This is a genomic window from Aestuariimicrobium ganziense, from assembly GCF_015352975.1.
Lineage (GTDB): Bacteria > Actinomycetota > Actinomycetes > Propionibacteriales > Propionibacteriaceae > Aestuariimicrobium > Aestuariimicrobium ganziense.
In genome coordinates this window covers 301,364-322,478 of sequence record NZ_JACYIZ010000004.1, presented here as the reverse complement: position 1 = coordinate 322,478, position 21,115 = coordinate 301,364, and the positions used below count along the sequence as shown (strand labels likewise).

The window sequence follows — 21,115 nt, the reverse complement described above, 5'->3', positions numbered from 1 at the left end:
GTGACCGGGTCGAACGCGCCGGGGTCGCCACTGGTCAGCGTGGTGGTGCCCTGCCACAACATTCGCGGTGAGTGGTTGCACGAGACCATTGCCAGCATCCGCGCCCAGACCCACCCCGCCATCGAGATCATCGTCGTGGACGACGCCTCGACCCGACCCGACACGCTCGAGGCACTCACTGCGCTCGAAGCGAGCTGCACGGTCATCCGCAGGGACCGCAACGGCGGTGTCGGGGCAGCGATCAACACCGGCGTGGCAGCAGCCAAGGGTGTGTACTTCACCACCCTGGGCGATGACCTGATCGACCCGCCCTACCTGGCAGAGGCAGCAGCAGTGCTGACCAACGACCCCACGATCGGGATGGTCCACTGCCGTGGTGACCTCTTCGGCACCCAGTCAGGACCGTGGAACCTGCCCGACTTCACCATCGAACGGCAACTCTTCGAGAACTGTGTCTTCGCGCCCTCGCTCTACCGCCGTGAGGACTGGGTCACCGTCGGTGGTCTGGACGAGCAGATCAAGGGCTTGGTCGACTACGACTTCATCATGAAGCTGCTGTCACTGGGTCGTGGGGTGCACCGACTCGACCACACCTGGTTCCACTACCGTCGCCCCGGCGACTCGACGATCGACTGGCTGCAGGAGGATCGGTCGAGGGAGGTTGCCTCGAGAGCCCGCATCTTCCGCAACAGCATCGACCTCTATGCCGACAACGCCGAACCATTCTGGGAACAGATCCTCGACATGATGCACGAACTCAGGCGTGTACGTGGCGAGCGCAACGACCTCTACCACCGCTACCGCCCACTGGAGCGTGTGCGCCAGTCGCGGGTGGGCGCCAGGGCATGGACCCGTGCACGGGTGCTGCGACGTTCACTGCGACGAGCTGGTCAGCTCGTGCGTCGCTGATCGATCGCCCTCGAGCGCGCGGCCGACTCAGCCTCCGGCGGGACGACGCAGCACGGTGAAGCTGCGGTCTCCGAACGAGACCACCTGTCCCTCGCGGCAGCGAGCCTGGATGCCTGGCAGACAGGGCTCGAGCTCACCCTTGGAGTTCACCAGGGCGGTGCCGTTGGTCGAACCACGGTCTGTGACGTGCACTCCGCGCTGGTCGACCCCGATGGCCAGGTGGGTCTTCGAGACCGCGTGGCCGTCCTCACCGATGTTGACCACGACGATCGCCGGGTTGGCCTGCTCGCCGGGGTTGCGTCCGACCAGCACGGTCGCCTCGACCGGCACCATCCGGCCGTCGTCGAAGCGGACGAACCATCCCTCGGTTCCCGGGCGGGCCTGGGTCTGGGCGGTGTTGGCCACCATCCGGGTGCCGCCATACTCGTCGTCGTCGGCCATCGACGGGCGAGGGCGAACGCTGGTCTCCTCGCTGACCGCAGCCGCCGGGGGCGGTGCCCAGCGGGCAGGGATCTCAGTGGCCGAGGACTGCGCGGCCGGCGGCTGCTGCGGCTGCACCGACGGGGTCTGGACGGGCGGCTGCGACGGGGCACCCCACTGACCGGGCCGCGGGTACTCCTGCGGGGACGTGNCGGCTGCGACGGGGCACCCCACTGACCGGGCCGCGGGTACTCCTGCGGGGACGTGTGGCGCTGGGGTGGCTGCTGCGGGGCTGGCTGGCGCTGGGGTGGCTGCTGCGGGGCTGGCTGGCGCTGGGGTGGCTGCTGCGGGGATCCCTGCTGCGCGGATGGGGGCTGTCCCCCTGGGACAGTCGGCGGACGCCACCCGGACTCCTGCGCCGGCGCCTGACCGCCATAGGTGCTCGCCTGCCAGGCCTGCTGGATCGCGTCGGGCTGGGTGGTCTCGGCGCTTCGTCCCCGATCGTCGAACGCAGCGGCGATCAGGTGCGGGGGCAGCGCGACCGTGGTCGACGGCGCCTTGCCGCGCAGCTGCGCGGCGCCCGGGGTGCGGCGGGTGACAGCGGCTCGAGAGCGAGCCCTGATCACCACCGACTTGGCGGCCAGGTCGTGCCACCCCTGTCGGCGTTCGTGGATCACCAGGAAGATCAGCAGCGCGATGCCGCCGACCACGGTGGCCATCACCGCACCGAAGACGAGTTGGCGCAGGAAGTAGCGCCACCACCCGATCGACTTGCCGTCGTGCAGGCCGACCAGTTGCAGCCCGGCCACCCGGAAGCCGACCCCTGCACCGCGGCTGGCGTACCCCCACCACAGCAGCAGCCCCCAGGCCAGCAGCAGCAGTGCGACCACCAGTTGGGCGACCAGCAACTGGGTGGCCTCCAAAGCACCGGTGAGCCAGTAGCTGGCCCCACCGAGCAGGGCCGGCACCGAGGCGTCGACCAACCAGCCGAGCAGACGTCGTCCCAGCGGGGCCACCTCGACCCCGGCCGGCATGTTGCGCGCCATCACACACCCTCCCCGGCCGGCGTTGCTACCGCCGCTGGCCGCACACTCAGTTGCCCAGTCTGCCTCATCGATACGTTCGGAACGACCGGGTCGACAGCCGTCCCTTGACCCACGTCCAGGGCGAGACCGACTTGCGCAGGCCCCGCTCGGCGGCATGGATCGTCGCCCAATAGTTGTCGGCGTGCTCCTCGCTGATCGACTCCGGGGCGAACACCACGTGGTCGGCGCGCTTGGCCAGACCGATCGGGTCGGCCTCCTCGATCATGCTCGGGAAGGCCAGCACCAGCGCCTCGGCCTGCTCAGACCGGGTGGCCGTCGGCGGTGAGGCGTGCTTGAGGTCACGAGCCTTGTCGACCAACTCAGACCACGCTCCGGCCACGCGGTTCGGAATCACCGGATCGTGGCGTCGTCCCTTCCGGCGACGTGCCTTGAGGCCGAGGATCAACACGATCGGGCCGAACAGGGCGATCGCCGGGATTCCGGTGAGCGCGGCGTAGGTGCCGATCTTCTTCCAGTCGATCGGCGGGTCCTCCGCCGGCTTCTCGCCCTCGTCGACCGGCAGGTTGGTGTCGGGCGGCGGCTGCACCGGCTTCTTGGGCAGCGGGGGCGGGTTGTCGACGTGCGGACGAGGCTTGGGCGGGTTCTCCTGCGAGGGCTTGACCAGCTCGTGGTCCTGGGGCGGCGTCGGGTTGAACATCACCCACCCCAGCTCGTCGAGGTACAACTCGGTCCAGGCGCCGACATCTCGTCCGCGCACCTCACCGGAGCCACCCTCGGGCACCCGGTAGCCGTAGACGACCCGGGCGGGGATGCCGATGTGGCGAGCCATCACGGCCATGGTGACCGCGTACTGCTCCTCGTCGCCGACCATCTCGGCGGGGTTCGCGACCAACCTGAGGATCCGGTCATAGGAGTGACCGGACAACGACTGCGTCTGCTGAGGGAGGCCGTGGCTGAAGTAGCCCAGCTGCAGCTGCTTCTCGATCTCGAGCGCGGCAGCGCCCCGGGTGGGGCTGCTGGACGACCAGCGCACCGCGAGTTCCTTGACAGTGTCGGGCACCGGCCCAAGCTGCGGCTGGGCGAACTGGCCGGCGCCGGCACGCGAGATCACCGAGTCATCGGGGCGCACCGGGACGATGGCCTCAATGGTGTAGCGGTCACCTGCGCTCAGCCCCGCCGTGGTCACCCCGGTACCGGTCACCCGGTTGTAGTAGAACGTGTCGGCCAGGCCCACCTCACCGGGGCCGTGGAAGCGGATCCTCTCGGTCTGCCCCAGCGTCGGCACCCAGACCGTCGACAGAGCTGCGATCTCGACCTCGACCTTCGCGTGGGTGCCCTGCACCGTGGTGGGGATGCGGGCGCCCACCCGACGGAACTGGCCCATCTGGGCGTCGGCGTCGGAGGCGTTGGTGACGTTGTAGGTGAGACCGTCGTAACTGTCCATGGTGGCCAGCCGCACGATCGAGTCGCTGGGCGCACCCGAGACCGAGAACATCACGTTGTTCTCGTTCATGGTCAGCACCCCGCGCATCGACTGCAGCGGAGACCCGTAACGGTGCACCTCCAGCGGCTGGGCAACCCGGTGGCGCAGCACGTGTCGGGGTTGGGTGCCCTCCAGCGCCGGCGCAGCCAGCCAGGTCGCTCCGCCGACCGCGGCCACGACGACCGCACCGATCGCAGCCTGCACCAGCCCGCTGCGACGACGCTGCTGGACGAGGGTCTCACGCAGGTGGCGCCGGCGGTGGGCCGTCCAGACCAGCACCAGTGCCACGGTGGCGATCGCCACGGGCACCGGCTGCACAGTCTCGGAGGTGCCCAGCAACCAGGCCAGGCCGATCGCCACCACCCCCGGGAGCCAGGCCAGCACCGGGCGCTTGCTGCGCAGCGAGATGGAGATGCCGGCCATCGCCGAGACCAGGGCGACGCCCATCGGCACCGTGAGCAGGTTCCAGGTCTCGCCGATCGGTGGGTCGAGGGTGAGCATCGCCTTGGGCGCGGTCACCGGTCCGGTGGCCAGTCCACGCAGGGTGCGCATGGTCGGCACCACCCCTGCGGTCAGCGAACTGGGCATGGCCAGCAGCCCACCGAAGGCGAACCAGGCGACCACCCCGGCACCGGCCAGGGCCGCGGTGTTGAGTCGTCGCCACCAGCCCAGCACCCCCAGGGCCAACCCGAGCACCGTGGCGCCCATGACGGTGATGATCGGCCACCCCGCACCGTAGGTGGGCAGGAAGGCGACGGTGAGCAGCCCGGCCAGGGCGAGCAGCGCTGTCAGATCGACCAGCAGCCAGCGCAGTCGGCCCATCCCCTGGCTGCGGCTGAACGGCACGCCACCCCGCCGTGGCGGTGAGGTCAGGCTGATCCGGCGCGGGGCCGGTGCGTCAGAGGTGGCAGCGCGGCGGGGACGGGTCTGGGTGGCGGTGTCGGCGCTCACTGCATCGCCCTCCGCATCGCACGCGGCAGGTCGTCCAACGTGGGCAGCCGCAGCAACGAGACGTTGGCGACGGTGCGCACCGACAGCGTCGCGTCGGCGTCGGCGATCATCGCGATCACCCGGGTGTCGACGTCGAAGCTCGAGACCGCGCGGCGCACCCGGTCGATGCCGGCGGCAGAGCCGGTGGCGAGCATGACGATCGAGGCGCCGGGCTCGCGGTGGATCACCGCCTGCACCAACTCGAAGACGCCGCCGCGCACGCCCAGCTCGACCCGGGACAGTTCGTCCAGGGTGCGCAGCGGGCTGACCGCGGGCAGCACCTCATCCAGGGTCATCAGTGCGAGCGGGTTCTCCTCACGCAGGCACTGCAGGGCGGCGGAGCCCAGGGCGCTGACCGCCAGTTCGAACTCGTCCCCGTCGAGGTAGGACGAGGTGGCGGTGTCGAGCGCGACCACCACCCTCGACTGTCGGGTCTCCTCGAACTGGCGCACCATCAACTGCCCGGTGCGGGCGCTGGAGCGCCAGTGGATGTGGCGCCGGTCGTCGCCGGGAGCGTACTCGCGCAGGGCGTGGAAACTCATGTCAGAGGCGGTCAGCTGGTTGCTGGCGTGCCCCTCGAGATCATGGACGAAGCCGGTCTGGCGCCCGGGCAGGTTGACCGTGCGCGGGTGGACGAACAGTTCGGTGACCTCGGTCCAGCGCGCTGACCGCCCCGCCAGCGCGAACGGGTCACCCTGCACCGACTGTGCCGGACCCAACGCGATGACGCCGCGCCGCTCGGTGGGGATGACGAACGACTCGGCGTGCGCCGCGTGACCGGCCAGCGACGGAATCGAGAAGCTGGCGGCCTGCGGCCCCACCGGCAGGTCGAGCCGCGACGGCAGGGTGCGGCGGGTGGCGGCATTGCGGACGAACAGCTGCCCCTCGGCTCGTTCGCCGGCGACCACGCGCGCCGAGGCCAGCCGCAGCAGCACCTCGAGCCTGGGTCGTCCGATGGTGAACAGCAGCGCCGCACCCACCAGCAGCAGGGCCATCACCGCGACGACCTTGAGCTCGAGCCAGCCCGCCCAGAACCCGACGGCGGCAGCGAGTGCCGCCACCAGCAGGGCGGTCCAGCCCGCGGGCGTCAGGCCGAGCACCTCACTGAGGCGTGAGAAGCCCTGCCTGAACTCGCGGGCGCTGGGGGGCGCCACCGGCGCAGGAGCGACCCAGCGCTCCTCGCGCTCCGGCGGTGCCGGCGCGATCAGGTCGGTCATGCAGACGCGCGCTCCGTGGGCGGGGCGACCTCACCGATCACCCTGGCCATCACGTCGACCTGGGTGGTGCCGTTGAACTCGCTCTCGGCGTCCAGGATGATCCGATGGCTCAGGCAGGGCACGGCGAGCATCTTCACGTCGTCGGGCACCACGAAGTGGCGTCCCTGGCTGGCCGCCCACACCCTGGAGGTGCGCACCAGCGCCAGCGCTCCACGGATCGACACACCCAGGCGCACGTCGTCGGTGGTGCGGGTCGCCTCGACGATCCGGGCGATGTAGTCCAGCACCGAAGGCTCGATGTGCACCGAGGCGGCCAACTGGCTCATCTCGGCCACGGCCTGGCCGGTGATCACCGCCGGCAGCGCCGCCGACCGCGGGCGGGTGCCACCGGAGTTGAGGATGCGCAGCGTGCCCTCACGGTCGGGATAGCCCAAGGTGGTCTTCATCAGGAAGCGGTCGAGCTGGGCCTCGGGCAGCCGGTAGGTGCCGGCCTGCTCGATCGGGTTCTGGGTGGCGATCACCATGAACGGGTTGCCCACGGTGTAGGTCTTGCCGTCGACGGTGACCCGGTTCTCCTCCATCACCTCGAGCAGCGCCGACTGGGTCTTGGGCGAGGCCCGGTTGATCTCGTCGGCGAGCACGACCGAGGCGAAGATCGGACCCTGGTGGAACTCGAACTGGCCGCTCTTCTGGTCGTAGATGGTCACGCCGGTGACGTCAGAGGGCAGCAGGTCGGGGGTGAACTGGATGCGGCTGGAGGTGCCCTCGACACTCTGGGCCAAAGCCCTGGCCAGCGTGGTCTTGCCGGTGCCGGGGTAGTCCTCGAGCAGCAGGTGGCCCTCGGCGACCATGCAGGTCACCGCCAGCCGGATCGCCTCGGTCTTGCCGATGATGACCCGCTCGACGTTGCGGACGACATTGGCGAAGGTGTCGGAGAACCAGTGCACCTGGTCAGGAGTGATGGCCATTTAGAGGTCCTTCTCGTACGTGCGAACAGAGATGGGTGCGGTCACGGAAGACTCCCGGACTGCTGCATGGTGGTCTGGCCGGCTGAGCACGAGATCGCCCAGCCGGTACCCGGAGTGCCCTTGGGATCGTCTGCAGGGGGCGCCTGGAGAGTCACTCGCTGCGTGCCCTGGGCTCCGCTGACAGAAACCCACTTGTTCTGCAGCAACTCGGCATATCCTCCGCTCACTTCGCAGGAGACATTGCTTCTGGGCCAGTACTGCAAGGTCAGTACGAGGTCTCGCCCCGAGTACTCCACCCACATCGGCGAGTAGAGCGTGCTGGTGCTGCTGGCCGTGACCCCAGCGCTGGTGGTCGACGTCAGGGTGACTGGGATCGGACCGCCTGGGGTGGCGATCTGAATCAGGTCACCATGGTCGGCCGTTCCGGACTGACCGCCGCCGCTCCAGCTCAGGGAGATGTCGGACAGTGGGTTGCCGTTGTTGTACTCCACGCCCGCATAGCTGTAGTCGGACTGGTGCATGATCGTGAACTGCGACACCGGCACGTCATTGCTCCCCGAAGTGCCCAGACGCTGGCTCCAGACGGGAGCATAGGGGTCGCCCTTGGGTCGCACCTTCGACGTGGCTCCCTCATCGGATGCCTTGTCGTCGGTGTAGAGAGTGATCCACGCGTGGTAGGCGTGCCCATTCGACAAGCCCGGGTAGATGTCTCCCACGTCCATGACCCTCGTCGGGAAGGTCTTGCCGGTGTCGGTGTCCTCGACGCGCACCTCGATCTTGGTGATGTCGCCACCGCCGGCGCCGGAGTCCGGGATGCTGACCAGACGGACGCCACCGTCAACCGGCTCGATCCGGGCCCCGACGGGCCTGTCCGGGCGGCCGTAGGCGACCACCTCGTCGCTGGCGGCGCTCGTGGGGCTCGCCTTGGGCCCACGGTTTCGCGCCACGACCGTGAACACGTAGCCCTTGCCGTTGACTGCGTCACCCCAGTCGAGCGTCTGGCGTTCCTTGCCGGGTGCCGCCTTGTTGTCGCTCATCACCAGCTTGCCGTTGGCATAGAGATCGAAGGTGAGGATCGGGTCGACCGAGAGCACGGGCAGGTCGACGTTGACCCTGATCCATCCGCCACTGGCGTCGCCTCGATCGACTCCGGTCACGGCAGTCGCGGTGGGCGGCGCTCCGGTCGGGTGTTCCGGCGCCGATTGACCCGAGATCGTCGACCAACCGGCCTTGTTGCGGGCCTCGATCTGGAACTGGTAAGTCGTGCCGTTGGTCAGGCCAGTCCAGACCAGACTGGTGGCTGTCTCGCTGCGCTTCTCACCGGTGACGGTGTTGGTGATCCGGTACTCGGTGATCGCCGAACCACGAGTCGTGGCGGCGGTCCACTTCAGGGTGAGTTGGGCGTCACCGAACTCAACGCTCGGCGCCTGCATCCTCTCGGGAACGACGTCGGGCACCATCACCGCCGAGGTACCCGACGTGGCCTCGCCGATCTCGTTGGTCTGGGTGACCGTGAAGGTGTAGTTGCGGTCGTTGGTCAGCCCGGTGATGGTGCAGGTGTTGGTGGCGCACTCCTGGGTCACCGAGGCGCCGTTGGGGGCCGACCCGCGGACGATCCGCTTGAGAACCGGCAGGCCGTTGGCGGCACCGTCGGTCCAGTGGATCTTCACGAAACCGTCGCCCACTTCGTCCTCGATCGGGACGCCGGGCTTGCCGGGTTCGGCGCGCACGGTGAGCCGGATGAAGCCGTCGGTGTGGCGCAAAGGGTCGCGAGTGGCATCGACCACGGTGTAGCGCACCGACATCTCACCCACGTAGCCCGGCGGCGGGGTGACCACCACCTGGTCACCATTGACCTGGGCGCTACCAGCCCCGACCGGGGCGGCCGAGACCAGGTGCAGGGAGGTGTCGGAGAGCAGGTTGGACTTGTCGTTGGCCAGCACCGACACGGTCCGTGGCTCGCCGGCATTGGCATCGTCGATCACGTCGTTGACGACGGTGACCTTGGGCCTGGTCGAGCCGACCACGTTGATGGTGAGTTCGGCAACGGCGGTGTTGTTGGCCGCATCGATCACGGTGCCGACCAGCTTGATCGAGGTGCCGGCCTTGGCGGTCTCGGCCGCGGAGGCGCTGATCATGGAACGTCCGTCGGCGACCCGCCAAGTGACACCGTCGGCCGACCCGGTCTGCTTCCAATTGTCGAAGCGGATGTCCTGGCCATTGGGGTCGCGGTAGTACTGGGCGAGGTCGATCCGCTTCTCCTCACCGGCACCGACCACGAGCACCGGGGGATCGCCGATCAGTTCCGGTGGCAGCTCGAGGGTCTGCGACTTCTTGCGCTGCTCCGGGCTGATGTTGGGGGCGGGCTTGACCGTCACCGGCACGCTGATCACCGAGCGCTTGGCGGTCTTGTCGCCAGCGGGCACCTCGTCGCGCACCTCGAACACCAGCGCGGCCGGGCCAGAGAACTCGATGTCGGGGGTCCAGTCCATCTTGTCGGGCGAGGCGATCATGCGTCCGTTGGTGATGAACACCTTGTCGGCGCTGGGCAGGGTGACGCTTCGACCGTTGGTGCCTGCCACGATCGAGTTCACCTCGATGATGGTGCGCTCACCCGCGGTGACGGTCATCTGCAGCTTGGGGTCCTTGAGCACCGGGACGACGTCGTTGGTGCCCGGCACCGTCGCGACGGCCGTGGCCGAGCCACCCTCGTCGTCGGTGATGGTGTAGCGCACCTGCTGGGCGTGGGGGGCGACCTTGACCCGGACCACCTGCTTGGCGTCGTCGACCGTGGCCACGCTGGTCGGGATGTCGGTGGGCAGGGTGATGGTCAGCGTCTTCGAGGCCTGGTCGGGGTCGAAGTCATTGGTGAGCACCGGCACGTCGACGTACTCCTTGCCTACCACCTCCTGCACGTTGACCAGGTCGTCGACGGCGACCGGGGGCAGGTTGGGGGCATCGGTGGCGACCCGGATCGTGATGTCGCCGTCGGCGTTGCCGTTGCGCGAGTCCCTGACGTAGTATTTGCCACCGGTGGCACCGACCTTGGTGGGTGCGGTGAAGGTGATCGCCGAGCCGTTGAGGATCGAGGTCTTGAACGGCAGGTCGATGGCGTCCTTGGCGACGAAGCCGAAGCTGTCACCGTCGATGTCGAAGTCGTTGGTCAGCAGCGGCAGGGTCACCTGACGACCCGGTCGGACGACGATCTCGTCCGGCACGGTGGTGGGCCCGGTGTTGGCACCGACCGGCGGGGCGACGCCCACACGCACCTCGCCGACGCCCACAGCACCGAGCGCGTCGACCACCTCGTAGCGGAAGCTGTCGGTGCCCTGGGAGTTGGGGAAGGCCTCGTAGCTCAGGTAGTGCTCGCCGACGGCGGTGATCCGGCCCAGGTGGGGGCCGCTGCTGATGCCCAGCAGGCGCACGGCGTCACCGTTGGGGTCGAGGTCGTTGAGCGGGATGACCACCCGGGTGGTGGTGCCCGACAGCACCCGGGCCTCGACCATGGGGGCCGCCGGTGCCTCGTTCTGGGCATCGGGCGAGATCACGGTGATGTTGACCGAGGCGGAGTCGGTACGACCGTCGGAGTCCTTGATCTGGTAGGTCAGTGCGATCCCTGCGGCGGTGGCGCCACTGGGCACCGCGACCCGGATCATGTCGCCGTCGATCCAGGCCCGTCCGGCGGGACCCTCGACGATCTTGTCGATGCTCAGCCGCAGGCCGAGCGGCGAGGAGTCGTTCTCGAGCACCGGGATGCTGACGGTGGTGCCCGCGCGGGCGCGGACGTCGTCCTTGGTGGCCTTGGGCGCCTGCGAACCGACCTGCTTGACCGGGATCACCACGATCGTGCCGGGGGTGGTGGACGAGCCGTCGCTGATCCAGTAGGTCAGGGTGAGCGGCTTGGTCGGGAACTGGTCTGCGCTGATGGTCAGCACGCGACGCTGCTCCATCACCACGCGCAGGTGCGGATCCTCCGAGACGCTCTGGATGACCAGCACATCACCGTCGGCGTCGGAGTCGTTGAGCAGCGGGTCGACCAGCACCGAACCACCGGGGGGCAGCAGGACGACGTCCCGCGCAGCCACGGGCCGGTTGTTCTCCTTGGCACCGGTGGTGACGTCGATGCGCACCAGGCCGGTGCTGACCGGGCCGTTGGCCACCTTGTAGGCGACGTAGTAGGTGCCGGGCCGCTTGGCGGTGAAGCTGAAGGTGCGTTCCTGGAAGTTGGGCTGGACCAGTGCGTCCTGGCTGCCGCCCTCGACGGTCACCTCGCGCAGGGTGAGGTTGAGCCCGACGTCGTTGGCCAGCGGGTCGACGTTCACCGGCCGGTCGACCGCGGTGGTGACGTGGTCGCCGTTGGCGATCGGGGCGACGATGCGTCCCTTGACCACCTCGACCAGCAGTTCGCCCTCGACGACCCGGCCAGACGGGTCGCCGTCGGAGACCTTGACCAGTACCTTCTTGAGTCCGGTGGTCTTGCCGACGTCCTGGAAGGTGATCTGGCCGTCGCTGGTGAAGGTGACCTCGTCGTCGCCGCCGTCGACATCCGCGTCAACCAGGATCAGGTCGTCGCCGTCGGGGTCACGCCAGTCGAGCAGCACCCGCTTGGTCAGCCGCTGGGTCTGGCCGAGGACGAGCTTCTCGTTCGGGCGGAAGTGCAGCGGCAACTGGTTCGAGACCGACTGGTCGTCCGGCAGTGGCTTGACCCGGGCGCGGGCGGTGGCGGTCTTGCCGCGACCGTCAGAGATCGAGTACGAGAACTCGACGGCGTCGGAGTGGCCCTCGGGCAGGGTGATCTGCAGCCCGGTGCCGCCGCGGATCAGGTCGAGGGTGACCCCCTTGACCTGGGGCGGCCCGAGGATGGTGAGGATGTCGCCGTCGGCGTCGGAGTCGTTGTCGAGCACCGGCAGCACCGTCGAGCGGCCCACCCGGGCGCTCAGGTTGAGGTCGTTCTTGGCGACCGGCGGGGTGTTGGCCTTGGAGCGGTCGGGGTTGACGACCTGCTGGGTCTCTTCGGCGTCGTTGTCGTCCTCGTCCTTGGCCGGGGTGACCCGCGACCAGTCCTTGATCAGCTTGAGGTCCTTGTCGACCAGCCAGATCCAGCCGTTGGACGCGTCGTTGATGACCACGGCGCGGCGGTTGTTGGTGAAGCGCAACTGCGAGGTCGAGGTGGCCTCGGGGATGCCGGTGATGAGGGCCTCGTCATCGCCTGCGCAGCGCTTCACGAACTGGGTGCCGAAGGCGCCGTAGGCGCAGTCGTCGACGATCAGTGGAGCGATCGGGTTCTCGTTGACAAGGCCCGACAGCGAGCGAGGGCCGTCCTTGGTGAGGGCGATGAGGCCGGCGCGGGTGGCGTAGATGGCCTGGGCGCCGTCGATGCCGGCGGCGGTGGCCGAGGGGGGCGCGAGCTGCGCGGTCGAACCGGCGTCGACCTCCCACACCTTGTCGCTGCCCTCGAACCAGATGCGCTGGGTGGTGCGGTCGAGGACGACGGCGCGCTCACCGACCGCCGACAACTGCACGTTGGCGTTGGGGTCGAGCTGCATCGGGATCGGGGTCTTCTGCTCGCCGCGCACCAGCACCGACTCGGCCAGGCTCAGGCCGATCACCTGGCCACTGGTGGTGACCACGCCGAGGCCGGCCTCGCCGACGTCCATGTTGGCCTTGGCCAGCTGGAAGTCGGTCTTGAGCATGGTGTCGACCGACCCGTGCCAGACGCGTCCGTTGTCGGGGTTGGTGACGGCCACGACATCGCCACCCATGCTCACGGTCGCGTTGGGCGGCAGGTTGACCGGGCTGCCCATCTGGTTGGTGGCCGGGTCGTACGAGGCCAGCTGGTTGGGGCTGGTCGACTTGACCACCACGGTTTTCTCGCGCTGCAACACCTCGTAGTTGGTTGCTCCGACCAGCGCGCCGTTGGCCATCTCGTCCGACTGCAGGTTGAGGTTGCCGACCAGCGAGGCGTCGGTCTTGACCACGAAGACCGCAGCCTCGTCGAGGTGCACGTCGTTGACCCGTAGGCCGGGCACCAGCACCGAGGCGATCAGCACGGCCAGCCCGACGACGACCACCAGCAGGGCGCCCCAGAACCGCCGCACGAACCTCGAGGTCAGGCGGCTCGCCTTGGTCGAGGTCGGCGCGATCCGGGAGGGGGCGCGGTCGGACATGGTCAGGTGGCCTCTTCAGTCATGGGGACAGGGTGTGGTCAGTTCTGCGGTGCTGCGACCTCGATGGTGACGCCGTCACCCAGGTCGAGCACGGCTCCGGCTTCGATCGTCACACTCTCACCGGGGCTGAGTCGAACCGGCTGCTCCCCCGGGTGCTGGACGATCGTCCCGTTGGTGGAGTGCAGGTCGGTGACGGTGAGGTTCCACTGGTCGGGGGCGACCTTGCAGTGGGTGCGGCTGATGTCGGAGCTGGGGCTGGGCACCTTGAGGGTGACCGCGCCGGCGTCCTGGCCGGTGGCCGAGGGGGCTCGTCCGATCAGGACCGGGCCGACCACGTCGACGACGTCGCCGCTGGAGGTGCGCAGCACCCCGAGGGCCGGCCGGTTGACCAGGCGCGGGTTGTGCGAGTCGACCGGGGCCGGGCACAGCCGGCAGCGCGGGCTGCCCGGAGGGTTGGCGTGGCCCTGGGCGCACATGGCGGCCAGGACGAGGCCCTCGTCGTCGGTGCGCTGGGCGGCCGAAGGCTTGTGGGTGGCGGCGATACCGGTCATGAAGATGGTGTTGCCGTCGTGCTCGGACTGGTCGGGCGCGGCGGCGCCGGGACGAGGTCCCCACGCCTGCTCGGCCGGGGGCTGGGCCGAGGGCTGCGACTGCGGCTGGCCCCACTGCGGCTGCTGTTGCTGGGGCGGCTGCTGTTGCTGGGGAGGCTGGCCCCACTGACCCGGCTGTTGCTGGGGAGGCTGACCCCACTGCTGCTGCGGTTGCTGCGGCGGCTGACCCCACTGCCCGGGTTGTGGCTGCTGTTGCTGAGGCTGGCCCCAGGGCTGCTGTTGCTGGGGTGGCTGGCCCCACTGACCCGGCTGTTGCTGAGGCTGCGGCTGGCCCCAGGGCTGCTGGGGCTGGGACTGACCCTGAGGGGTCCACCCGGGCGGGGGCTGCTGACCCCACGCACCTGCAGGCGGCGCGGCGGGCGGCTGCCCCCAGCCACCGGCAGGGCCGGCGGAAGGGGGCGGGAACGGGACCGGAGCCGCAGACGGCTGCGACGAGGCCGAGGGCAGCGGGCTGGCGGACGGCTGGGAGGCCGACGGCTGTGAGGCCGACAGGTGGGGCGCGGGTGGGAACTGCGGCTGCGGTTCGGGTTCCGGCTGGGTCTCGGGGTGTGGTTCTGGCTCGGGCTCCGGCTCCAGCTCCGGCGTGGCCGGCGGGAACTGCGGCTCCGACTGCGGGGCAGGCTCAGGTTCGGGCTGCGGCTCGGGCTCGGGCTCGACTGCTGGCTGATCCTCGACCGCGGGCTCCGCCGCTGCCTCAACCTCCGCCTCGGGCTCGACCGCCGGCTGGTCCTCGACCGCGGGCTCCGCCTCGGCCTCGGGTCGGTCATCGAAGTCGGAGTCAGGAGCAGAAACCGGGTCGTCGGCGTCCTCGCCACCCACCAGGACAGGGACGAAGGGTGCAGCGACCTCGTCCTGGTCAGACGCGACCGAGTCGACCTCTCCCCCGCCGGGCAGGACCGAGAGCTCGGTGGTCGTCGGGAAGTTCGGGGCGACGCTCTCGGTGGCGTCCAGGACGATCGCCGAAGCCTGGACCGCGCCGACCATCAGCGGGAGTTGGAGCTCCTGGTCCTGGTCGACCGGTTCCATGTCGATGCGCACCAGCTGGTGGGGCACGCCCGCCTCACGCCACGTGATGACGCCTTCACCAGTGTTGACCAGGGAGCCGTCGCGGGGGTCGATGACCTGCAGCGAACCGCGCACCAGGGAATGCATGCCGTCGTCGTCCCAGTGGAAGGCGGCGAAGTTGGGCATCCGGTCGAGCCGGTATTCCGCCAGGCGCTGCACCAGGTCGGAGATCGATGAGGCCGCGGCCACGTCGTCCCAGATGGAGTTGAGCAGGCTCGACATCCGCGCCGGCGCCGGCTGCATGATCACCAGCGAGCGCGGGCCAGCGAGCACGACCCAGCGTCCGGGGGTGTAGGTGGCGCGCCATGGGGCGGAAGGCTGGGCCATGTGGCTCTCCTTGCGGGCTGTGGGCATTCAGGGGCCATTCTCCCCCGAAAGGGGAGCAGTTCCCAACCGCCGATATCGTTCGCCCATGCTTGGTCTGCTGTCACCGCTGGAGCGGTTGTTGCTGGACGAAGCGGGACCGGTGGCCTCGGCGTTGGTGCTGGACGCCCCCGCGCTGGCCGCGCATCTGGCCGGCGAGGGTGCCTCAGTGGCCGCATTCTGTGACCTCGCCGACGACCAGGCTTCGTTGGCAACACCGGTGGAGGTCGTCGAGCCCGGTGCGTTCGGCGAGTTCGAGCGGGCGCTCGTCCGACTGCCGAAGTCGCTCGACGCACTGGACGAGTACGCAGGCTGGGCGGTGCAGGCGGGGGCCGAGCACCTGCTGGTCGGGGCGCGGGTCAAGGACCTCACCAGGCAGGCCACGACGGTGCTGGAGCGTCACTTCCGCACCGTGCGGGCCTCCCTCGGACGCGACAAGGCGCGCGTGTTGCACGCCAGCGACCCGATCGCCCACCCCGCCGGGTGGCGTCCCGGCTGGCCACGGACGAGGACGATCACCCTGCCAGACGGTGGTGACCTGGTGGTGACGCACCACGGGTCGACGTTCGCTTCAGGACGACTTGATGCTGCGACCCGGCTGTTGCTGGAGCAGTTGCCCGGGCTGCTCGAGGGCCGCTCCCCCAGCCGCGTGCTCGACTGGGGTTCGGGAGCCGGGATCCTGGCCACGTGGCTTGCCGGCCGGTTGCCGGACGCGGAGGTGATCGCCGTGGACTCGTCGTGGGCAGCGGCAGCATCGACGGCGGCGACCGCCTCGTCCGCTGGGGTGAGGGTCAGCACCCACTGGGTGGACGGGGTGCGCTGGCTCTCGGAGATGCCTGACTCCAGCCTCGACCTGGTCGTGAGCAACCCGCCGTTCCACCAAGGGGTGGCCAAGGATTCCGGGCCGACGCTGCAGATGTTCGCTGAGGGTGCGCGTGCACTGGCACCTGGTGGGCGGCTGGCGCTCGTCCACAACTCGCACCTGCCGTGGGCGCGAGTGCTGTGTGATCTGCGCGTCGGTCAGGTGAGCCGACTCGCGCAGGATCGTCAGTTCACGGTGACGTCGTTGACGCGTTGAGTCAGCGCACGTCGGCGACGTCGCGGCGCCCGTGCACCCAGAGCAGCAGCTCGGACGGCTTGCCGGTGAGCGTTCGTGTGATCGGACCGCGTCCGACGACGATGGTGCAACCGTCCGGGCGGACCAGGGTGAGTCTGGGGGTTCGGCGTCCCCGGAGGATCTTGGCCGCCGGGGCGAGACGATCCCACAGGCCGTCCTCGAGCTCGTCCGACGGCGCCGGGAGCTCGACGCGGTTGGGTCTGGCGACGTCCTGGGTGTGCACCCAGTACTCCCCCAGCGGATGGAGGGCGGTGCGTTCGAGGCTCATGGCTCGAGGCTGGCGCGGTCCATGGCGCAGTTCGTGGACGATGGCCTCGAAGCTCGTGCGGGCACGGACTCGGGCGGCCCGTCGGGCCGTGAGGGGCGCGAACCTGCGCACACCGATGCCGGGCCAGGCCAGCGGGTCGTGGGAGAGCTGCCAGACGTGGATGGCGAGTTCGTGGGCATCGAAGCCACCGCACAGGGTGGGGGCGTCGGGACCGACCTGTTCGAGCACGTCGCAGAGCTGGACAAGGGCGGCATCGCGCAGGCGGGCCGCCGGGCGAGGCCGGTTCAGCAGAGGTTCAAGACCGGGGAGCTGACGCAGCAGGCCCTTGGGCGTGGAGGCCGCCTCGCCTCCGCTCAGTTCCATGTGTGGGCCTCGGCACCGAACAGCTCAGGCGACTGGATGGGCACGACGCAGAAGGGGACGCCACCCGGGTCGGCCATGACGGCCCAGGTGTCGTGGTCGCTGATCACCCGGGCGCCGAGTGAGGTGACGCGGTCGATCTCTGCCCGGACGTCGTCGGTCTCGATGTCGAGGTGGAGCCGGGCCTGGTCGTCGTCGCCCAGCCGCTGCCCTTCGAGGACGACGGCGCCAAGCTTGCCCAGATGGGTGAAGGTCGGGTCGCTGCTGTCTGGTTCGGGCTCGAGGCCTTGAACGCCGGCCCAGAAGGTCATGGCGTGGTCATGGGTCGAGGTCGGATGGTCGACCAGCAGCAGTCCAATGCGGGAACGGTGCATGCCTGCAGTATCCGCCTGAGGTGGGGCCACCATGCGGCAAGCGGCGGCCGACGTCCGCTACCGTGCGCGTCTTCGGCGAGGGCCCGACCGGTCGCATCGGGCTTTCCGACCCGGGCGCGACCCGTCGTCCGCCGCCGACCCGGGGCTGAAGGCACGGCGGGCATGCTTCGCCGCCCTTCCCTGTTGGGGGTCGGGCGGCAGGCGAGGCGTGCTGTGCTGTGGTGCGTCACTTCGCTGGATCGGCGGCTGGGCGCCTTCGCCGCACGGTCAGAGCGCGGCGGGCACGTCACGGGGGCGACGGATCCAGGGGAACGGTTCCATCCGGGGTGACCAGGTACCTGTATCCCAGGGGTGACGTCCACAGGAAGTACCCCGGGGTCTGCTGTCTGACGCGCCACCCGGCGTGGGTCTTGGCTCGGTGCTCCTTGCGCGCCAGCGGACCGAGATTCGCCTCGTTCGTCTGCCCGGGCGCCCCACCGGGGTCGAACGGCACCGTGTGGTCGAGGTCCAGTCCGCGTGAGGACCGGGTCGAGAAGGGGAACACCGACACCGGACTCCTGAGCCTGACGGCCTCCTGCATCCGCTGCGGCACCTCGTAGGCGCTGGTCGCCGCCTGGCCACCCACCCTGAGCACGGGGGTGAGCCGCACGCGGGTGTGCCCGAGCAGCTCGGTGAGCATCGACCGAAGCATCGGACCGAGCTTCTCGACGCGGGCGACACCTTCGCTCGCCCCGAGGGTGCCATCGGCGGGCCGGCCATCGCGAGGACCGTCGGCGTCGATGCCGGCCGCGCACGGCGAACGTCCCATCAGGGTCTGCTCGGAAAGGTGCACGTAGACCACGGCCCGTGGCAGCAGCTTCTCGGGGTCGACGGTGACCTGGCCGCAGACGTGGCCGCGCTGCCCGGCGGCCGGGCAGGCGAGGTCGGTGCCGTCGGGCAGCTGCTGGTCGAGCAACGAGGCCTGAAGCAGCTGCAACGCGCGGGCGGGTGAGGCAAGCACACCCAAGGCCTTCGCCCGCCTGACCTGCCAGGCATCGGTGTCGCCACCCTGGCCCAGGACGCGGGCGAGCTGGTCGAGCTGGGCATCGAGGAAGTGACCATCGGCCTTGGCGAGGCTGCCGCTCACGTGGGCGACGAACTCGCCCTGGTCGACCCGGACATGGCGATCGGCCAGCGCCTGCTCGCTCGCGTCGAGGGTCGAGGCGCTGAGCAGCTGCATCACTGCAGCCTTGGCGTACTCGAGCAGCTTGGTGGGGGCGGTGTGCGTCGACATCGTGGCGAGTCGCGCCGACAACGCGAGGCAATCGGCAAAGGCGAGCTCGCGGGTGATCGAGGCCAGTTCCTGGACGAAGGGGACCTCCACTCGCAACTGGTCGAGCATCAGCCAGAACTCGGGCAGACGGTGGCGGACCGACAACGCGGAGTGCATGGTGGCGGTGGCCCACTCGTGGCGCGTGCCCAGCCGTGCGCCCATCTCGAGGCCGGCGAACTCGGCGACGTCGGGACAGCCCTCGCCTCCAAGACTGACGAGCCGCTCACCGTGGAGTGCCCACGGGGTCTCGTCGTCGACGACCGGGTAGAGGTCGGCGAACTCTGCGGCCAGCATGAACCGGTCGGCGTAGGCGCGATCAAGGACGCGCTGCCGCTCGCGCATCTGGTCGAGGACGGCACGCCGCCGCACGGCAAGGTCGAGCTGCGGGGCGTCCTCGGCGGCCTGGTTGGGCTGCGCAATCGCCATGATGCACCTCCTCGATCAATCGACTGTGTGCTTGATTCCTGACTCCATTCTGGCTGGTGGCACTGACATTTCGAGGAGCTCGTTCGAGCCTGTGGACAGGACTTCGAGCGGCCTGGAATTGTGGACTACGAGCCCTGCCCGCGAGTGGTTCAGGCGCGATTCGAGGCTCGCTGGCGCTCGCACCCGCGGTAGACACGAAGGACCTCCCCGAACACAGAGCCCGTGGTCTCGACACGCTCGCTCGTTCCTCGCGAGCTACTCGACCGGCGCTCACCACACCTAGGGTGGGACCGTGCGGTCATCCACCCTGTTGTGTCTGTTCGGACCCGGCGAGCTGCCGGTCGACCTCGCGGAAGCCATGGTCGACCTGGTCGATGCCGAGGTCGCCATGGTGCGCGGCACCTGGGGTTGGGCGCTGCGCGCCCGCACCGACGAGGTCGACGACGACCTGCGCAAGGCGTTCCTCAAGCTGGCCAAGAAGCACAGTGTCGACCACGCCGTGGTCACCGGGCCGCTGGCCACCCGCCCGCCGCAACTCATCGTCCTCGACGTCGACTCGACCCTGACCACCACCGAGGCGATCGACCTGCTGGCCGACGAGGCCGGCTCTGGTCCCGAGGTCGCCGAGGCCACCGAGAGGGCGATGCGCGGAGAACTCGACTTCCGCCAGGCGCTCGACGCCCGGGTTGCCACCCTCACCGGCCTCGACGGCGACGCGATCGAGCGCGCCCGGGCCCACGTCACCCTGCAGCCCGGCGCCGACGACCTCGCCCGCCGCGCCACCATCCTCGAGATCCCCATCGCGCTGGTCTCTGGCGGCTTCGTACAGTTCGTCCAGCCGCTCGCGGAGGCCCTCCCGGCCACCTTCTGGGCGGCCAACACCCTTGAGACCGACGCCGAGGGCAGGCTCACCGGACGAGTCCTCGACCCGATCGTCGACCGCACCGCCAAGGAACGGCTGATGCTCGAGTACGCCGCCCACCTGGGCATCGAACCTGCCCTCGTCCTCGCGGTCGGTGACGGCGCCAACGACCTCGACATGCTGGCCACCGCGGGCCTTGGGGTCGCCTACTGCGCCAAGCCGGTCACCGCGGCACAGGCCGACGTCGCCATCAGCTTTCCCCGCCTCGACGCCATCTGGGCCCTGGTCACCACGCCTGACGAACTCAGCCCCGGCGACGACGCCCACCACGACTGAGGAGGCCACATGACCGTGTTCACCGTCGAGGGTTTCGGCAACCACGACCACCACTGGTTCGTCGCCGACCACGGCGCCCAGGTGATGGCCTGGCAGCCCTTCGGCAACCACCAGCGTGTGCTCTGGAGCGCTCCTGACGACCTCTGGGAGGTCTCGCCCGACGACCCCGACGGTGGCGTGCTCCGCGGTGGCATCCCGACCTGCCTGCCCTGGTTCGGACGAGCCGACGAGCCGCTGCACGGCACCGCCCGCCGCCACACCTGGGAGCGCCTCGAGGCCGAACTGGTCGACATGGAACTTCACACCACGCACTGGCTGCTGCTCGACGGGCTCGAGGCCACCCAGCGCGTCACCATGACCGGCCACGATCTGCAGGTACGCGTGAGCATCACCAACACCGGTGACCAGCCGCGCCGGGTCGAGGCCGCCCACCACACCTACCTGGCCGTCGGCGGGGTCGACTCGTGCCGGATCAGCGGCTTGGGCGGCACACCGGTCTGGGACGCCGCCGCCGACACCGTCGGCACCCAGCCCGAGGGCGACCTGCTGATCGGGCCGAACACCGACCGGGTGCACGTCGCGGACGGTCCGCTGGAACTGGTCGACGACCCTTGGCAGCGCACCATCCGGATCGAGCGCGAGGGGTTCCCCCAGGTGGTGGTGTGGAACTCTCGTCCGGCTGTCGACGCGGGGTTGGGTGTCACCAATGACCGCTGGGACGAGTTCGTCTGCATCGAGTCGGCGATGGTGCGCGAGCACGCGCTCGACCTGGCCTCAGGTGCCACCCATGAACTGCTTACCAGGATCAGCCTGGTCTGACC

General features: G+C 69.7%; 13 protein-coding genes and 1 pseudogene. 4 read left to right on the top strand and 10 right to left on the bottom strand.

Annotated features, from left to right (window positions below; genetic code table 11):
• A complete protein-coding gene (locus IE660_RS09615; RefSeq protein WP_203568140.1) occupies positions 1–909 on the top strand; it encodes a glycosyltransferase in 909 nt (302 codons plus the stop codon).
• Between the two features lie 27 nt (positions 910–936).
• Here the strand turns inward: IE660_RS09615 and IE660_RS16410 are convergent, their stop codons facing one another.
• The 7 genes and pseudogenes from IE660_RS16410 to IE660_RS09585 all read right to left on the bottom strand — a co-directional run bounded on the left by IE660_RS16410 (position 937) and on the right by IE660_RS09585 (position 15,203).
• Positions 937–1,467 (bottom strand): FHA domain-containing protein, encoded by a 531-nt coding sequence (locus tag IE660_RS16410; RefSeq protein WP_328701918.1) that lies wholly within the window; start codon positions 1,465–1,467, stop codon positions 937–939.
• 506 nt (positions 1,468–1,973) lie between these two features.
• Positions 1,974–2,363 (bottom strand): annotated as a pseudogene (locus IE660_RS16590) (RDD family protein); the annotation flags it as partial.
• Between the two features lie 76 nt (positions 2,364–2,439).
• Positions 2,440–4,809, bottom strand: coding sequence for a transglutaminase family protein (locus IE660_RS09605; protein ID WP_203568138.1), 2,370 nt, complete (start codon positions 4,807–4,809; stop codon positions 2,440–2,442).
• Positions 4,806–6,065: a DUF58 domain-containing protein gene (locus tag IE660_RS09600; RefSeq protein WP_203568137.1), complete on the bottom strand. Its 1,260-nt coding sequence runs from the start codon at positions 6,063–6,065 to the stop codon at positions 4,806–4,808. Before IE660_RS09600 ends, IE660_RS09605 begins: the two co-directional genes overlap by 4 nt.
• Positions 6,062–7,033: an AAA family ATPase gene (locus tag IE660_RS09595; RefSeq protein ID WP_203568136.1), complete on the bottom strand. Its 972-nt coding sequence runs from the start codon at positions 7,031–7,033 to the stop codon at positions 6,062–6,064. The genes IE660_RS09600 and IE660_RS09595 overlap by 4 nt, the downstream gene beginning before the upstream one ends.
• A gap of 41 nt (positions 7,034–7,074) precedes the next feature.
• Entirely contained in the window at positions 7,075–13,200 is a 6,126-nt protein-coding gene (locus IE660_RS09590; RefSeq protein ID WP_203568135.1) for an Ig-like domain-containing protein, read from the bottom strand.
• Positions 13,201–13,238: 38 nt separating this feature from the next.
• Complete coding sequence (locus IE660_RS09585) at positions 13,239–15,203, bottom strand: FHA domain-containing protein (RefSeq protein WP_203568134.1); 1,965 nt, start codon at positions 15,201–15,203, stop codon at positions 13,239–13,241.
• An 85-nt stretch (positions 15,204–15,288) separates the two neighbouring features.
• Between IE660_RS09585 and IE660_RS09580 the strand changes: the two genes are divergently transcribed.
• Positions 15,289–16,317, top strand: a complete 1,029-nt coding sequence (locus IE660_RS09580) for a class I SAM-dependent methyltransferase (RefSeq protein ID WP_203568133.1) — start codon at positions 15,289–15,291, stop codon at positions 16,315–16,317.
• A 1-nt stretch (position 16,318) separates the two neighbouring features.
• On the opposite strand, the gene IE660_RS09575 is transcribed toward IE660_RS09580, so the two are convergent.
• From IE660_RS09575 to IE660_RS09565, 3 genes are all read right to left on the bottom strand, one after another.
• Positions 16,319–16,987, bottom strand: a complete 669-nt coding sequence (locus IE660_RS09575; RefSeq protein ID WP_203568132.1) for a maleylpyruvate isomerase family mycothiol-dependent enzyme — start codon at positions 16,985–16,987, stop codon at positions 16,319–16,321.
• Positions 16,978–17,358 carry a VOC family protein gene (locus IE660_RS09570; RefSeq protein ID WP_203568131.1) on the bottom strand — a complete coding sequence of 127 codons (381 nt, stop codon included), beginning with the start codon at positions 17,356–17,358 and terminating at the stop codon, positions 16,978–16,980. The genes IE660_RS09575 and IE660_RS09570 overlap by 10 nt, the downstream gene beginning before the upstream one ends.
• Positions 17,359–17,644: 286 nt before the next feature.
• Positions 17,645–19,096: a hypothetical protein gene (locus IE660_RS09565; RefSeq protein WP_203568130.1), complete on the bottom strand. Its 1,452-nt coding sequence runs from the start codon at positions 19,094–19,096 to the stop codon at positions 17,645–17,647.
• A 292-nt stretch (positions 19,097–19,388) separates the two neighbouring features.
• On the opposite strand from IE660_RS09565, the gene serB reads away from it, so the two are divergent.
• Both serB and IE660_RS09555 read left to right on the top strand, forming a co-directional pair.
• Positions 19,389–20,294 (top strand): phosphoserine phosphatase SerB, encoded by a 906-nt coding sequence (gene serB, locus IE660_RS09560; protein WP_203568129.1) that lies wholly within the window; start codon positions 19,389–19,391, stop codon positions 20,292–20,294.
• A gap of 9 nt (positions 20,295–20,303) precedes the next feature.
• Positions 20,304–21,113 (top strand): aldose epimerase family protein, encoded by an 810-nt coding sequence (locus IE660_RS09555; protein WP_203568128.1) that lies wholly within the window; start codon positions 20,304–20,306, stop codon positions 21,111–21,113.
• Positions 21,114–21,115: the final 2 nt, after the last annotated feature.

Bases quoted from the DNA above. Each gene is read 5' to 3' on its own strand.
- IE660_RS09585 (WP_203568134.1), bottom strand. From the start codon at position 15,203: ATGGCCCAGCCTTCCGCCCCATGGCGCGCCACCTACACCCCCGGACGC.
- IE660_RS09565 (WP_203568130.1), bottom strand. From the start codon at position 19,096: ATGGCGATTGCGCAGCCCAACCAGGCCGCCGAGGACGCCCCGCAGCTC.
- IE660_RS09580 (WP_203568133.1), top strand. From the start codon at position 15,289: ATGCTTGGTCTGCTGTCACCGCTGGAGCGGTTGTTGCTGGACGAAGCG.
- IE660_RS09595 (WP_203568136.1), bottom strand. From the start codon at position 7,033: ATGGCCATCACTCCTGACCAGGTGCACTGGTTCTCCGACACCTTCGCC.
- IE660_RS09555 (WP_203568128.1), top strand. From the start codon at position 20,304: ATGACCGTGTTCACCGTCGAGGGTTTCGGCAACCACGACCACCACTGG.
- IE660_RS09600 (WP_203568137.1), bottom strand. From the start codon at position 6,065: ATGACCGACCTGATCGCGCCGGCACCGCCGGAGCGCGAGGAGCGCTGG.
- IE660_RS09590 (WP_203568135.1), bottom strand. From the start codon at position 13,200: ATGTCCGACCGCGCCCCCTCCCGGATCGCGCCGACCTCGACCAAGGCG.
- IE660_RS09575 (WP_203568132.1), bottom strand. From the start codon at position 16,987: ATGGAACTGAGCGGAGGCGAGGCGGCCTCCACGCCCAAGGGCCTGCTG.
- IE660_RS09570 (WP_203568131.1), bottom strand. From the start codon at position 17,358: ATGCACCGTTCCCGCATTGGACTGCTGCTGGTCGACCATCCGACCTCG.